This is a genomic window from Taibaiella helva, assembly GCF_003545695.1.
Taxonomy (GTDB): domain Bacteria; phylum Bacteroidota; class Bacteroidia; order Chitinophagales; family Chitinophagaceae; genus Taibaiella; species Taibaiella helva.
This window is the reverse complement of the sequence record NZ_QUZZ01000001.1, coordinates 178,368-193,300: the sequence shown is the minus strand read 5'-3', so window position 1 is coordinate 193,300 and position 14,933 is coordinate 178,368. Positions and strand designations below refer to the sequence as shown.

The following is a 14,933-nucleotide window of genomic DNA, read 5'->3' as shown; positions in this document are numbered from 1 at the left end:
GCAAAAATATACTTTTTAGTAAAACAAAGAAATGTTTTTTAGCGGATAACGAATAAAACAGAGCCCCCTCCGCCGGCGGCGGCCTGTCCTTTAATGAAAAACAACTAATAGCAGGAAATCCTTCCTGGCAGCGGCTTAGCTGCAATGTGTCACATGCCGACCATGTCTTTCGGCACTACCCATTGATCGAACTCTTCGGCGGTAAGATAGCCCAGCTCTACAGCGGTCTGTTTAAGGGTCTTACCTTGCTTGTGCGCGGTCTGTGCAATCTCGGCAGCTTTGTAATAACCGATCTTGGTATTCAATGCAGTAACCAGCATCAGCGAGTTGTTCACATGGGCTTCGATATTCTTCTCTATCGGCTCGATGCCTGCAGCGCATTTATCGTTAAATGAAACACAGCCGTCGCCGATCAGGCGGGCGCTGTGCAGGAAATTGTAGATCATTACCGGCTTAAACACATTCAGCTCAAAATGACCGCTGGCGCCACCTACGCTGATGGCTACGTCATTGCCCATTACCTGGGCAGCGATCATCGTCAGGGCCTCGCACTGGGTAGGATTCACCTTACCAGGCATGATTGAGGAACCCGGCTCATTGTCCGGGATGTGGATCTCACCGATACCGGCACGGGGGCCCGAGCTCAGCATGCGCACGTCATTGGCGATCTTCATCAGGCTTACCGCTACGGTCTTCAACGCGCCATGGGCTTCAACGATCGCGTCATGTGCCGCCAGGGACTCAAACTTATTCTCTGCTGTAACAAAAGGCAGGCCGGTAAGTTCAGCGATCTTTTTTGCCACTGCTTCGGCATATCCTTTGGGCGTGTTGATGCCGGTGCCCACGGCAGTGCCGCCCAGGGCCAGCTCGCTCAGGTGTGGCAGCGAATTGTGGATTGCCCGCAGGCCGTGATCCAGCTGGGACACATACCCGCTGATCTCCTGGCCCAGGGTAAGCGGCGTCGCGTCCATAAAGTGGGTGCGGCCGATCTTTACCACATGCATGTACGCTTTGGCTTTGGCATCGAGCGTATCGCGCAGCTTCTTGATGCCGGGGATCGTTACTTCGACCAGCATTTTATAGGCAGCAATGTGCATCGCGGTAGGGAAGGTATCGTTGGACGACTGCGATTTATTCACATCGTCGTTGGGATGGACGAATTTGTCTTTATCGGTAAGCTGACCGCCGTTGAGCACATGGGCGCGATAGGCGATCACCTCGTTCACATTCATATTGGATTGGGTACCGGAGCCGGTTTGCCATACCACCAGGGGAAATTCTTTATCCAGCTTATGATCCAGGATCTCGTCGCAGGCCTTACCGATAAGGGCCGATTTTTCGGCGGGCAATACACCCAGGTCGGTGTTGGTCAGCGCAGCCGCCTTCTTCAGATAGGCAAAGGCCTGGATAATCTCTTTGGGCATCCGGTTGATGTCCTGGGCGATCTTAAAGTTATCGACAGAACGCTGTGTTTGTGCGCCGTAATAGGCATCCACAGGAACCTGCACTTCACCCATGGTGTCTTTTTCAATACGAAAGGACATAATATCAGATTTTGAGGTTAGCTGACGGGCAAACGGAAGCCGCCCGATTTTCCATTTCGGGCGCAAAGATATTGAAGATTTCCTTTGTTAAAACAAGTAAGCGATTTTAATCGCAAAAGGCAGGTGCAGGTTAAGGTCCCTGTCGCCGATACGGTCTTCGTTGGGGGGTACCAGTGAAGAAAAATGGCTTTCCATCCGCGGAACGAGGGTCCGGGTATTGATATCCGTTTCCATTCTTACCATACGCAGCCCCAGCCCGATATGGCCTTCCAGCAGCAAATGCTCCGACAGCTTCCGGACATACCCCAGGAATACGCCGGCGCCATAGCTGTACTTCTCACCTCTAATATGATCATAAGTATATATGGCGCCATCCATATAGTGCAGGTCACCGTTATTCAGCTCCAGGTTTTGATAGCGGTAAAACAGCTCGGCACCGTAATACAAGCGGCATCGCTCTCTCAGGCGAAAATACTGCCGGACCTCTGCGCGGAACCTGATGTCGCTGTTCAGTGTCTTGTGCTGTTTGCCCATGGTATTGCCCAGCACATAGAATATAGGAAGGCCGATGTCGAAGCCCAGTCCGAATTTTTCGCCAAAATAATATTCGAATCCTACAGGAAAAAGCGCGCCATAAGGATCGGCCCAGGAGCTGGGCGTTATTTTCAACGCGGCACAGTTGCTCAGCGTCCAGCGCTCGCCGCGGTACCCTTTACGGGCATTGCCCGCCGGGTGCTTCGGCTGTGCAGAGAGTAAATGCGGCAAGAGCAACAACGATAGCACAAGGGTGACAGGACGGGCCATTCGTTATTATTTGCCAACAAGATAGAACACCGCAATAACGAATACGAACATAACGGCGCATAAAATATTGACCATCAAAGACGGTCGACCGGGAGGCCTTGGAGAAGCAATAAAATTTTAATTTGTAACTTTGCAGCCCTCAAACAAAGGGTATGGTGAAGATTGGTAAAATAGAACTGCCGGATTTCCCGCTGCTGCTGGCGCCCATGGAAGATGTAAGCGATCCGCCTTTCCGTGCCGTGTGTAAAGAGCAGGGCGTGGACCTGATGTATACAGAATTCATCTCCTCAGAAGGCCTCATCCGGGATGCAATCAAAAGCCGGCAGAAACTGGACATCTTCGACTATGAACGCCCCATAGGTATCCAGATCTTTGGTGGTGACGAAGAAGCCATGGAAATGGCCGCCCGTATCGTGGATGCTACCCAGCCCGACCTGATCGATATCAACTATGGCTGCCCGGTGAAAAAAGTTGTCTGTAAGGGTGCCGGAGCCGGTATCCTGAAAGACGTACCCAAAATGATCAAGCTCACGGAAGCCGTAGTGAAATCCACCAGCTTGCCCGTGACGGTAAAAACCCGCCTGGGCTGGGACGAGGAATCCAAGAATATCGAAGAGGTGGCCGAGCGCCTACAGGACATTGGCATACAGGCTTTATCCATACATGGCCGCACCCGCGTACAGATGTATAAAGGTGAAGCCGACTGGACACTTATTGCCAGGGTAAAAGAGAACCCCCGTATTCATATTCCCATCTTCGGTAACGGCGACGTGGATACACCGGAAAAAGCCCTGGAGTACAAGAACCGTTATGGGGTAGATGGTATTATGATCGGCCGGGCGGCTATCGGCTATCCCTGGATCTTCAGGGAGATCAAGCATTATGTGAAGACAGGTGAGCACCTGGCTCTGCCAACGGTTGAAGAAAGGATCGATATCTGTCGCCGGCATCTGCTGCGTTCGGTAGCATGGAAAGGTGAAAAGCTGGGCCTGTTGGAAATGCGCCGCCACTATGCGTCTTACCTTAAAGGCCTGCCCAATGTAAAGGAATACCGCATGAAGCTGGTAAACAGCGATAGCCTGGCGGAGATAGAAACAATCCTGGCACGCCTGCAGGAAGAGCAGCTTTCTCTCCTTCAACTCTTATAGCGTTTGAAACGCTATAAGAGTTGAAGGAGAGACGAAAGAAGAAAATAGATTAATAATAATGGATCCCTATCGCTTTCCTTGCCATCGCTATGGTTTTCGAAGCGCTTTCGCGTGCCTTCTCGGCGCCGTTCTTCAGTATCCTTCGTAGCTGATCTTCATCCTGCTGCAGATCGGCAGCTCTTTCCCTGATCGGCCGGACAAAGGCGGCCATATCTTCAGCCAGCTGCTTTTTCATATCGCCATAGCGAATCGAACAGTTATTGTAAGCACCCAGGAAGGTATCGTAAGTAGATGCGGCCGATACCAGTTGCATCAGCTGAAAGATATTCCGGATATAATCGGGCATTTCGCTATTAGGTTCCGTAGGACCGGAATCAGTCTTGGCTTTCATAATCTTTTTACGGATCGTATCCTCATCATCGTTCAGATAGATGGTTGCATTAACGTTCTCGCTTTTGCTCATCTTGCCGTTACCGTCGAGGCTCATGATCTTTACGGTATTTTCATCGAAGCGGAACACGTGCGGCTCGGCAAATACTTCGCCATAGCGGCTGTTGAAGCGCTGTGCAAAATTGCGCGCCATCTCCAGGTGCTGCTCCTGGTCTTTACCCACCGGCACTTTCACGGCATTGTGAATAAGAATATCGGCAGCCATCAGTACAGGGTATGTAAGCAGGCCGGCATTAACGTTGTCGGGATTCAGCCGTACTTTATCCTTGAAAGTGGGGACCTTTTCCAGCTCACCTTTATAGGAAAGCATGTTGAGCATCAGGTATAGCTCGGGAATTTCAGGAATATCGCTTTGCGCATACAAAGCCACTTTATCAGGATCAAGACCACTGGCGATATTCTCTGCCGCTACGCGGAAAACATTGGCCTTAAGATCCTTCGGATCGGGATGCGTGGTAAGGGAGTGATAATCTGCTACGAAAAAATAGCAGTTGTAATCTTCCTGCATCTTCACATAATTATGAATAGCGCCGAAGTAATTGCCCAGATGTAAATAGCCGGTGGAGCGGATGCCGCTGACCACGATCTCTTTGTTTGCCATAAGGCTGCAAAATTAAGGAATGCCCTCTAATTTTTATCCCACACCAGGGTATCACAGGATGATCAGCTTCCGCAGCAGCGCAGCAAGGCTAGCTCCCGAAGACATCACTCTCTTTCCGCTCTCCTTTCGGCGGATAGATGAAATCCTGCGGAAACTTTACCAGGTATTTCCAGATCAGCTTTCCTGCCAGAGGTAGCCGGGACAATGCAACACCACGGGAGCGTACAGCAACATAAAAGGCCAGCGAGAAGCTGATGAGGAAATTAAAGAAGCCGATACCGATCACACCTATGGTGGTCCATATCCAGTCGTAAGCGCTGAGATGGTTCTCCAGGCCATCCACACCGAAAGCAAAATAAGCAGTAGAGATCGTGATGTGGCGTATATCGAAAGGGATACCAAAAAACTCGCCAACCAGCTTGGCATAGCCCAGCATAAAGCCCAATGCAACATTACCCATAATACCGCCGAGGTTATGGATCACGAAATCGGAGACACCATTCAGCGTGCTTCCTTTAAAGAGCCGCCGCAGTCCCTGGTGCTCCTTAATGCGTATACCCAGGTTGCCATAGATCACCTTATTGTCCACATAGCCGGTGATAATGCCGCTGGAGAACAGGCAGATACCGGTAATGCCGGCATATAACCAGGCCAGGCTGGTCAATGGGTTCTGATCCCGTAAAGACTGGAGCGCTTCCTGTTTATCATGCAATAAAGGGGTTCCGGTCAGGAATTCCCAACCCACCGACAACAGGTAGGCCAAGGGAAATACGACAACAAGGTTGCCTGCAAAAGAAGCAAACTGGCTGCGCCATACTTTACCGAAGGTGAGTGCAAGCCCCTGGAAGGATACCCCGCCCTTGCGTGTGTCGAGCGAGCCGGCAAGGGCCGAAGCTGTCATCGTCGGCTGCTTGGTCGCCAGCGAAGCACCGGTCAGAAACAAGGCCACAAAAGCGATGGCATAGTTGAAGCCGTAAAAGAAATACTGCCAGAACATCGGCATATGCACTTTATGCAGCAATGCTTTGACCAGCGCGGCAAAAGCGATGATCACACCGCCCGCAGCAGCCGAGTAAAAAAATCCGGTATACTCCGATCGCGTAGTCGTAATGTAGTGCTCTCCTGAAGCGCTTTTATGCTCGGCGATCTGGTAAGCCAGCATATCGGCATTTTTCCGGTAGAGATCGGAAATGCTGTAGCGCTTATTGATGCTTTCGATCACATCTTCAAACAAGACCACGGAATTGCGCAGGGTATGCTCCGGTAGAGCGCCCGGTGTAAGGAAGCGGACAATAATGAACATCCGCTTTAGCTGCTGCGCCGTACGCAGCAGCAGGTACGACTGTCCCAGGCTGGTCCCGTGCTTACCGGTCTGCGCTCTTATATTACCGATGATCTCCTCGCAGGCATTCAGCTGATCGATCACATCCTGCGCGCTGGATTGCAGGTAAGCTTCCGATCCCGTTCCCGATTTCACCAGATGCGTAAAGGCCAGCAGCTTCCTGTTCTGTTCAATAAAGGGAGTAATAACCTCCGTTTCCGATTTCAAAGCCTGGCTCAGCTCGTCTTCCAACCCCAGATATGATACCCGGTAAGATAATATGGTAAGGGTATTGACAAGATACTGCCGGAAAGGCGTATCTGCTTTTTCCAGCCCCCCGGCAGCGATCTGGAAGAAACGGATCCAAAGCTCATCGGGGATCTCACGCACCCATTTATAGTCCCTTTTTTTGTAGAAAGCACGCTCCAGCAAATAGTTCATGCTGCGCTTCTCAGGCAGTGGCGGTAAGATGCGGTGCCGCAGCTGCCGGAACATTTCGGAAAAGAAAGTGCCGGAAGAAAGGATGCCTACATTGGTAAAAATACTTTGACTGTCGCGGGTATTGAACAGGTAAACAAACATCTGCTGCAGGGCTGGCACGAGCTGCCGGTCCTGGGCCAATAGCGCCAGCAATGCTTCAAGCGGTGCAGCAGCCGGCTGGTTACGCCCGGGACGAAGCGCGGCGATCAGCTCGATAAATAAAGTGCTGTACCGGTTGGTGTCGGTGGTGCTCTTTATTTCCTGTACCAAAACCTGCATATCGTAGCTCCGGCTTTTTCTCCTCAGCGTAGACATCATGCTGCAAAGTAAAGATTTTGAAATAAAATGCCCTCCAAAGCATAGCCTGCACCTCCAGGCTTATCCCACCTTGACTCTGTAGGGGAAATATGAACTGATTGCGTTTCCTTTTCACAATAAAGCCATTTGGCTTACCATAAGCCTGGCCCAACAGCAAAAAGCCCGGCTTGCACACCAGACTCTTCCCATTTTTACCCTTTGAATTACTTAAATGAATAGCTGGCACTGGCAGATAAGGGCGTACCCGTGCTTACAATTTCTTTTACCAGCTGATCGTCCACCCAAATTTGCAATTTTATGCCGGAAGATCCGCTCCCCCCTGTTCCGGTAGCTGGAGGTTAACCACACCAACCGACCACGGGATGTACTGCTCTTCGGTGGCACTAAACCTGTTGTCGATAAAATAAGAGGTATTCATGTCGCCCATCTCATTGGTATAGGCGATCTTAGTCAATCTGGCGCCAAAAGAGGCTTCTGCCTTAAACTTTACTTTATGGGTTTCTAAAGTTTTTTCGCACGATGCCAGGATGGCCAGTACGAATACAGGTAATACAGCCAGAAAAAGTTGTCTTAAATGTTTCATTCTATCCGTTTTGATAGAAATCGCCAACAATATCGTACCATTAATAACATACAAAATCAGTTTATTATTATTATAAAATATATAACTATACATATATACATTTTTGTCCGTTACGGCTAAACGCGCTATTTGTCCTGTTATTGCAATTTACATCGGCGCCGGAGCCAGGCCCGGGCATTGCTTTCAGTAAGACTATACTGCGCGTGTGTATCCTAGCACGATAAGTCAGCGTAAAAGAGTTTCTGAGATAGATTGGTTTATTGGCTAATCTATATGGAATCATGAACACCGGGAATATTTATAGGCTTCTTTAAAGAATTGTGATTTTGCGTACCTTTTATAGCGTTACGGGTATTCTTTCAATAATTTTAAGCCTCTAACGAAACTATGGCAGAAGAAAATCCAAAATCCCCGCACATTCTCAATGCCTCTTCCAACCTATTGGGGCTTTGCTTCGTTGTTCTTACCTCGCTGAAGCTGCTGCGGGTATCGCAACGGACACTGATCGACGAGTTTACCAGCGGCGCCACTTTGCTCTTTATGGCCAGCTGCATCCTTTCCTTCCTTTCGATAAGGGGCAGCCTGAAGCGAAGCCAGCACCTGGAAAATGTTGCGGATATCATCTTTCTCTGCGGCCTGGGCCTTCTTTTTCTCACCGCATTGCTGTTTTCGCTGAACGTTATCTCCTGAGCGGACATTATCGATTTCCCCTATTTGTGAATTGGGCAGATTCGCTGCGGATAACGTAAATTCGCAATCCTGAAGCAGCAGCCTGCACGGCTGACTGCGCCACATTTCCCAACAATCTTTATGTCCGACAATATAGAAGTTTACGGCGCGCGTGTACACAACCTGAAGAACATCGACGCCCATATACCCAAAAACAAGCTCGTGGTGATTACCGGCCTCAGCGGTAGCGGCAAATCATCCCTGGCCTTCGATACGATCTACGCCGAAGGCCAGCGCCGCTATATGGAAAGCTTTTCGGCCTATGCCCGGCAATTTATGGGCGACCTGGAGCGGCCCGATGTGGATAAGATCACAGGCCTGTCGCCGGTGATCTCCATCGAGCAGAAGACCACCAATCGTAACCCCCGCTCTACGGTAGGTACTGTTACTGAGGTGTACGATTTCATGCGCCTGCTCTTTGCCCGTATCGGTATCGCCTACAGCTACGAGAACGGTAAAGAGATGCAGCGTTTCTCCGAAGAAGAAATCGCCGCACATATCAGGGAAACCCTGAACAAAAAGAAGATCGTGCTGCTGGCGCCTATTGTACGCGGCCGTAAAGGCCACTACCGCGAGCTGTTTGAGCAGCTACGCAAGCAGGGCTATGTAAGGGTGCGTATCGACGGTAAGATCGAAGAGCTGAAAGAGAAGATGCAGGTCGACCGCTATAAGATACACGATATCGAGCTGGTGATCGATCGCCTCGAAGTAACGGATGCCGACATGCCCCGGATGAGCCAGAGCCTACAAAAGGCGCTGCAGCTGGGCAAAGGATTACTGTTTGTCCAAGATCACGAAAGCGGGAAGCTGCACCAGTACAGCAAGCACCTTATGGACGCCGAAAGCGGCCTCTCATACGAAGACCCTTCGCCCAACACGTTCTCCTTCAACTCGCCTTACGGCGCCTGCCCTTCCTGCAAAGGCCTGGGCGTAGTGCACCGTATCAGCATGGAAGAGGTATTGCCCGACAAGAGCAAGACGATTATAGAAGGCGGCATTGCTCCGCTAGGCGAAAAGAGGGAAGCCGGCAGCTGGCAGCAGGCCGAAGCCTTTGCCAAAAAGAACAAGGTACCGCTGAACAAAGCGATCAAAGACCTTTCGGAGCAGCAGCTTAACCTGCTCCTGTACGGCAACGCGGAAGGGATTATCACCTACCAGCAGGATGAAAATGCAGAATACAGCTATCTGCTCGACGGCGCCGAATTTGAAGGGGTGCTGAACATGATGATGCGCTGGTTTGCCGAATCGACTTCCGACTATGTGCGCGACTGGGCCGAGCAGTTCATGGTGCTGGACGACTGTCCCGAATGCGGGGGTACGCGTCTGAAAAAGGAAAGCTTATGGTTTAAGGTAGCCGGGCACAACATTGCTGAATACGCTACTCTGTCCTTATCCGGGCTCTTTGATGCTTTTAAGGATATCGAGAAAAAGCTGAGCAAAAAACACCAGGTGATCGCCAAAGACATACTGGTAGAGATACGGGACCGCTTAAGCTTCCTGCTTGAAGTAGGCCTGCATTATCTTTCGCTCAACCGTCCTACGCGCACGCTCAGCGGCGGCGAAAGCCAGCGTATACGCCTCGCCACCCAGATCGGCTCACAGCTGGTGGGCATCACTTACATCCTCGACGAGCCTTCCATTGGCCTGCACCAGAGGGATAACCACCGCCTCATCAACGCGCTCAAAAACCTGCGCGACGGCGGCAACTCCGTGCTGGTGGTGGAGCACGATAAAGACATTATGCTGGCCGCCGATTACCTGATCGATATGGGCCCGGCAGCAGGCTTCCACGGCGGGCGAATTGTTTCGGAAGGTACTCCTAAAGAGGTGCTGAAAAGCGACAGTGTCACCGCGCGTTACCTTAACAACAAAGACCGCATTGCGATACCTGAGCAGCGCCGCAAAGGCAACGGGAAGAAGCTCGTGCTGAAAGGCGCTACGGGCAACAATCTTAAAAATGTAAGCATCACTTTACCACTGGGTACCTTTACCTGCATCACCGGGGTGTCGGGCAGCGGCAAAAGCACGCTCATCAACGAGACGCTCTATCCCATTCTTTCCAGGCATTGCTTTCCCGCGTCTAAAATGCAGCCCATGCCTTACAAAAAAATCGAAGGCCTGGAGCATGTCGACAAGGTGATCGAGATCGATCAAAGCCCCATCGGGCGGACACCCAGGAGCAACCCCGCCACCTATTGCGGCTTCTTTACCGATATCCGCCAGCTGATGGCGCAGGTACCTGAAGCCAAGATCAGGGGCTACAACGCCGGGCGCTTCTCTTTCAATGTAAAGGGCGGGCGCTGCGAAACCTGCCAGGGCGGCGGGATGAAAGTGATCGAAATGAATTTCCTGCCCGATGTATATGTGCCCTGCGAAAAATGTAACGGCCGCCGCTACAACAGGGAAACCCTCGAAATACGGTACAAAGGCAAGTCCATCTCCGATATCCTGAATATGACAGTTGAGGAAGCCACCGAATTCTTCATCAATATTCCTTCGCTGCACCGGAAGATCAGGACACTGAACGAAGTCGGCCTCGGCTATATTACACTGGGACAAAGCGCTGTAACCCTGAGCGGTGGCGAGGCCCAAAGGGTCAAGCTGGCGACTGAGCTTTCCAAAAAAGATACCGGCCAAACCATTTACATCCTGGACGAGCCGACCACCGGCCTGCACTTTGAAGACATCAAGCACCTGCTGGCGGTATTGAACCGGCTGGTGGAGCGCGGCAACACCGTGCTGGTGATCGAGCACAACCTGGACATGGTCAAGGTTGCCGATTATGTGATCGACCTCGGCCCCGAAGGCGGCAGCGGCGGCGGTACCATACTCTGCACCGGCACGCCCGAAGATGTTGCCCGTTGTGAAGGCAGCCATACAGGTGAATACCTGAAGCTGGAATTGTAGAAAAGCAAAGAATAACAAAAAGCGTCTGCCATCAGGCAGACGCTTTTTGTTATTCTTTGCGCTCCGAAGCCATTTCTCAGGACCATTTTATATTAAAGCAGGATCAACCTTCGGATTCCGTATTTTTATATTGTTGCATTGCAATAGTACTACGGGAATAAACAGGGGTATTATAGGTGCGTTGTTGCCTTATCACCAAGTCCCGGCGCCGGATCATTATGGCACACTATTCCTTAAAACGATACAATGAAACATCATACCCTGAAACTACTGTCCCTGCTGGCCTTTCTTTTTTATCTGCTCCCCGCAGCCGCGCAGGTAAAGCGGAATGTCGCAGCGATGGATACGGCTATGCTAACGGCTATGCTGGACACCGTATGGCTCGAAACGGTCAATGTTCCCGACAGCGGGCTGGTAGAGCTGGCACAGTATGAAGTGCGCAGCCGGACACTCGGTTTTTCCTATGGCCTGGGCAAAACCAGAATGTACCAAGCGCTGCTGCTGAACCGGATGAGCCATTACGATACGGCGATCGGCCTGCTGTCGGCGGCGATGACCGAATTTGACAGAACGGCCAGGGGACAAGAGGAGATGCCCCGCTTGCTGAGCCAGACCGGCAATATCTATCTTAGCAAGGGCGCCTATGAGGAAGGACTGAAATTCCAGCTCAAGGCGCTGGATATCGCCGCACGCGATTATCCCGATATGAATGTGGATTATATCTACAGCAATGTAGCGGCCATACTGGCAACCATCGGCCGGCCGCCGGCTACCATACGGCACTACCTGGAGCAGGCCGAGCAGATGGCATTCCGGTACCGGAACTTTTACCTGATGAGTACCCTGGAAAACAATAAAGGCACAAGCTATGCCCAAACCGGTCAGCATGACAGCAGCCTGCTTTGTTTCCGGCGTGCGGTTATGTTTAGCCGGTCGTCCTGCCGCATCGACAATGAGTGTGTCGCGCTGATCAATATCGGCGATTATTTTCTCAAGACCGGAGCCCCCGACAGCGCCTTGCACTACCTGTACGAGGCCAGGGAAAAAGCAGCTTATCTGTCCATGGCCGCGCGCGAGCGGCTCAACATCTCGTTAGCTATGGCTTATATGGAAATGGGCTGGCCGCAAAAAGCTCGCCCGCTTGTCCTGCAGAGCTATCAAAACGCCCTGGACAAAAGGGACAGCGTAGCTCTTAGGGAAGCCTATCGGGACCTGTCGCGCCTGTATGCGGATCTGAACGATTTCAAAAAAGGCTATCAGTTTGCCTGGGACTACATCGTGCTTGACCACAAACTGGAAGGCCGCGCAACGGTTGACAATATTAACCAGCTAGAGTTGGATTACCGCACTGCGGAGAAAGAAAAGGAGCTGATCAGCAAACGGCTGATGATTGCCCGGCAGGAGAAAGCCCTGGCTTCGCGAAATACCTGGCTGGCGATCTTCATAGGCGGAATCGCCGGGCTTTGCCTGCTGCTCCTGCTGTTCAGAAGCCGTTACCGTTCACGGCAGAAGCTACTGCAAGCCCGGCTGCACGATATGGAACAGATCGCACAGATCGAGAACCTTAAAGCCACGATACAAGGTGAAGCGCAGGAACGCATCCGTATTGCCCGCGAGCTGCATGACGGCCTGGGCGCTATGACCTCGGCAGCCCGGATCAACCTGGGTCTGCTGAAACACCAGGATGCAGCATCGGCACAGGTGGTGCAAAGCACCGCACAGCTGCTCGATGAGATTAGCGCAGACCTGCGGTTTACCGCGCACAACATGATGCCGCAGGCCCTGATAGAAAAAGACCTTCCCAAAGCAGTGGCCACCTTCTGCGAATATGTGGGTCGTAATAAGCCTTTCACGATATCCCTGCAAGCTTTCGGCCCCTTTGAAAGGCTTCCCCAATTCTATTTGCTGGGCATCTACCGCATCATACAGGAACTGGTACATAATGCGGAAAAGCATGCCGGCGCTTCTTCCATACTGGTACAGCTATCGTACACAGACGACCTGCTTTCCGTAACCGTAGAAGACGACGGCAGGGGATTTGACCTTAGCGCAGAACCGTCGCGCAAAGGCCTGGGGCTTGACAGTATCAGGAGCCGGGTAAAAAGCCTTGGCGGCAGCCTTACGATCGATACCGCCCCCGGTAAGGGAACCTCCGTGGTAATAGATATCCATACGAAGAGCGCCTGAACGGCGCTTACCGCCGCACCTCTTCGATCACCTCACCCACGCAGGCATTAGGCGCCTGTATATGCAGCAGCGCTGCCAGTGTAGCCGAGATATCGGTCATGTGCGTCGTCCGGAAAGTCTCTCCTTTTTTGATGCCCCAGCCGTACCACAACAGGGGAATATGCACATCGTAAGGGTTCCAGCTGCCATGTGTGGTGCCGGTAGCGCCATAGCCGCTGAACCAGGCGGGATCGAGAATGATCTGTATAGTACCACAACGGTTGGGATAATAGCCGTTGGTCACCATGCTCTTCACCGGCTCGGGCACCACGCTTTTCTCGGGATGCTCCAGGTCGATCACATTGGTAACACCATCCTGCACCCGGAACCAGCTGATGATCTCAGCCCTTACAGCTTCACGGTCCAGGTGGTGTGTCGCGATGGCTTGCTCATTAAGGTATACCTGGTAATTCATCAGCGAACTGACCAGGGAAGTGTCTCCATATTTCTTTTCCAGGAAACGGTTCAGCTCCTTGTTGACCTTAGCCAGCGGCAGCGATTTGCCAGGCATATGATGGTCGTTGAGGAAAGTAGGATTATGTGCCCCGCCATGGTCTGCGGTGAGGAACAGCGTGTAATTGCCTTTGCCTACTTTGGTATCCAGGTAGCTAAGCAGCAGCTCAAGCTCATGGTCAAAGCGGAGATAAGTATCTTCAATCTCTATGGAGTTGGGCGCATATTGATGCCCTACATAGTCGGTGCTGGAAAAGCTTACCGCGAGGAAGTCGGTCGTGCCCTGCTGACCCAGGCGTTCGCCATCGATGCAGGCCTGCGCCATCAGCCGGGTAATAGTATTGCCGTAAGGCGTGGAGCGGATCGCGTCCTTGCTTTTGCCAATAGCCAACGAGGTCTTATGGGGGAAAACCGGGCGGCTTTCGCCTTTGGCTGCCCCTTCATAGCTATTGTCGTCGGCCGTGCTTTGCACATAGGAAGCGATAGGATACAGCGTATTCCAGTCCAGCTTCATGAGGCTGTCGCAGATATTTCTTTGGTTAAAATCCTGCACCCATTTCGGCAGTTGCTGCAGGTAAAAGCTGCTGCTGATAAAGTTACCATTTTCACCATCGTACCAGTAGGCAGCATTGGCGGCATGCCCGGCCGGCAGTATCGCACCGCGGTCCTTGATCGAGACACCGAAAGTGCGGGAACGGAAATTGGTCGCCAGCCTGAGCTCATCGGTAATGGTGGAAGCCAGCAGGTTGCGGGGGCTCATCAGTCCTGCTTTGCCGCCGCCTACGCTGGTCACGGTCGTATCTTCGGTGCAGTACCATTCGCGGTTGCTGCGGATATCGACCCATTCATTAGCTACAATGCCATGCAGCGCGGGCACAGCGCCGGTATAGATGCAGGTATGGCCCGGCGCCGTAAAGGAAGGTAGGTAGCTGATCTTCGTATTCTGGCAATTGAAGCCTTCATTCATCAGCCGTTTGAAGCCGGCGTTCCCATAACGGTCGTAAAAACGGTAAAGATAATCCCAGCGCATCTGGTCCACGACCACGCCGACCACCAGCTTCGGGCGGCTCAGGGTACGGGCGGGAGCGGTTTGTGCAAAAGAGGGCTGTGCGGCAGCCAGGAGCATCGCGGTGAAGGCAAACAGTTTCTTCATACTAAAATATTGGTCTGTCCGGGAAGTCGTCGGGATAAGGACAGGGGGGTGTTCCCGGATTTTATTGCAAAGAAAACCAATTAATGTTACGTTTTTGTTTCCTGATCCCTTTGAAGACTATGTTCCAGGTATTTAGCTGTCCGGAGCATCAAAATATTCTGCAGTAGTTAACAGCCCGGGGCTTTGCCGGTTCTGGTTCAGAGCAGCACTTTAGTC

Annotated in this window: 10 protein-coding genes; 4 read left to right on the top strand and 6 right to left on the bottom strand. The window is 51.9% G+C overall.

The features are described 5' to 3' along the window. Nucleotides 1-149 precede the first annotated feature (149 nt). Both fumC and DZC79_RS00800 read right to left on the bottom strand, forming a co-directional pair. Nucleotides 150-1,544, bottom strand: a complete 1,395-nt coding sequence (fumC, locus tag DZC79_RS00805; RefSeq protein ID WP_118949648.1) for a class II fumarate hydratase — start codon at nt 1,542-1,544, stop codon at nt 150-152. A gap of 87 nt (nt 1,545-1,631) precedes the next feature. Beyond that, the gene (locus DZC79_RS00800) at nt 1,632-2,348 is read right to left on the bottom strand and encodes a DUF3575 domain-containing protein (RefSeq protein WP_118949647.1); all 717 of its coding nucleotides are present in this window, start codon (nt 2,346-2,348) and stop codon (nt 1,632-1,634) included. A gap of 152 nt (nt 2,349-2,500) precedes the next feature. On the opposite strand from DZC79_RS00800, the gene dusB reads away from it, so the two are divergent. Next, complete coding sequence (dusB, locus tag DZC79_RS00795) at nt 2,501-3,496, top strand: tRNA dihydrouridine synthase DusB (RefSeq protein WP_118949646.1); 996 nt, start codon at nt 2,501-2,503, stop codon at nt 3,494-3,496. A 49-nt stretch (nt 3,497-3,545) separates the two neighbouring features. On the opposite strand, the gene trpS is transcribed toward dusB, so the two are convergent. From trpS to DZC79_RS00780, 3 genes are all read right to left on the bottom strand, one after another. Beyond that, on the bottom strand, nt 3,546-4,547 hold the full coding sequence (trpS, locus tag DZC79_RS00790; protein ID WP_118949645.1) for a tryptophan--tRNA ligase: 1,002 nt from the start codon (nt 4,545-4,547) through the stop codon (nt 3,546-3,548). Between the two features lie 88 nt (nt 4,548-4,635). Further along, nucleotides 4,636-6,666, bottom strand: coding sequence for a hypothetical protein (locus DZC79_RS00785; protein WP_118949644.1), 2,031 nt, complete (start codon nt 6,664-6,666; stop codon nt 4,636-4,638). 295 nt (nt 6,667-6,961) lie between these two features. Then, the gene (locus DZC79_RS00780) at nt 6,962-7,249 is read right to left on the bottom strand and encodes a hypothetical protein (RefSeq protein WP_157976836.1); all 288 of its coding nucleotides are present in this window, start codon (nt 7,247-7,249) and stop codon (nt 6,962-6,964) included. Between the two features lie 387 nt (nt 7,250-7,636). Here DZC79_RS00780 and DZC79_RS00775 point away from each other — a divergent pair, with 387 nt between their 5' ends. The 3 genes from DZC79_RS00775 (at nt 7,637) to DZC79_RS00765 (ending at nt 13,072) form a co-directional block, all read left to right on the top strand. After that, entirely contained in the window at nt 7,637-7,939 is a 303-nt protein-coding gene (locus DZC79_RS00775; RefSeq protein ID WP_118949642.1) for a hypothetical protein, read from the top strand. Nucleotides 7,940-8,059: 120 nt separating this feature from the next. Further along, a complete protein-coding gene (gene uvrA / locus DZC79_RS00770; protein WP_118949641.1) occupies nt 8,060-10,885 on the top strand; it encodes an excinuclease ABC subunit UvrA in 2,826 nt (941 codons plus the stop codon). A 246-nt stretch (nt 10,886-11,131) separates the two neighbouring features. Next, entirely contained in the window at nt 11,132-13,072 is a 1,941-nt protein-coding gene (locus DZC79_RS00765) for a tetratricopeptide repeat-containing sensor histidine kinase (protein ID WP_118949640.1), read from the top strand. 7 nt (nt 13,073-13,079) lie between these two features. On the opposite strand, the gene pafA is transcribed toward DZC79_RS00765, so the two are convergent. Beyond that, nucleotides 13,080-14,717 carry an alkaline phosphatase PafA gene (pafA, locus tag DZC79_RS00760; protein WP_118949639.1) on the bottom strand — a complete coding sequence of 546 codons (1,638 nt, stop codon included), beginning with the start codon at nt 14,715-14,717 and terminating at the stop codon, nt 13,080-13,082. Nucleotides 14,718-14,933: the final 216 nt, after the last annotated feature.

Coding starts and splice junctions, on each gene's coding strand:
- fumC (WP_118949648.1), bottom strand. CDS start 1,544: ATGTCCTTTCGTATTGAAAAAGACACCATGGGTGAAGTGCAGGTTCCT.
- DZC79_RS00800 (WP_118949647.1), bottom strand. CDS start 2,348: ATGGCCCGTCCTGTCACCCTTGTGCTATCGTTGTTGCTCTTGCCGCAT.
- dusB (WP_118949646.1), top strand. CDS start 2,501: ATGGTGAAGATTGGTAAAATAGAACTGCCGGATTTCCCGCTGCTGCTG.
- trpS (WP_118949645.1), bottom strand. CDS start 4,547: ATGGCAAACAAAGAGATCGTGGTCAGCGGCATCCGCTCCACCGGCTAT.
- DZC79_RS00785 (WP_118949644.1), bottom strand. CDS start 6,666: ATGATGTCTACGCTGAGGAGAAAAAGCCGGAGCTACGATATGCAGGTT.
- DZC79_RS00780 (WP_157976836.1), bottom strand. CDS start 7,249: ATGAAACATTTAAGACAACTTTTTCTGGCTGTATTACCTGTATTCGTA.
- DZC79_RS00775 (WP_118949642.1), top strand. CDS start 7,637: ATGGCAGAAGAAAATCCAAAATCCCCGCACATTCTCAATGCCTCTTCC.
- uvrA (WP_118949641.1), top strand. CDS start 8,060: ATGTCCGACAATATAGAAGTTTACGGCGCGCGTGTACACAACCTGAAG.
- DZC79_RS00765 (WP_118949640.1), top strand. CDS start 11,132: ATGAAACATCATACCCTGAAACTACTGTCCCTGCTGGCCTTTCTTTTT.
- pafA (WP_118949639.1), bottom strand. CDS start 14,717: ATGAAGAAACTGTTTGCCTTCACCGCGATGCTCCTGGCTGCCGCACAG.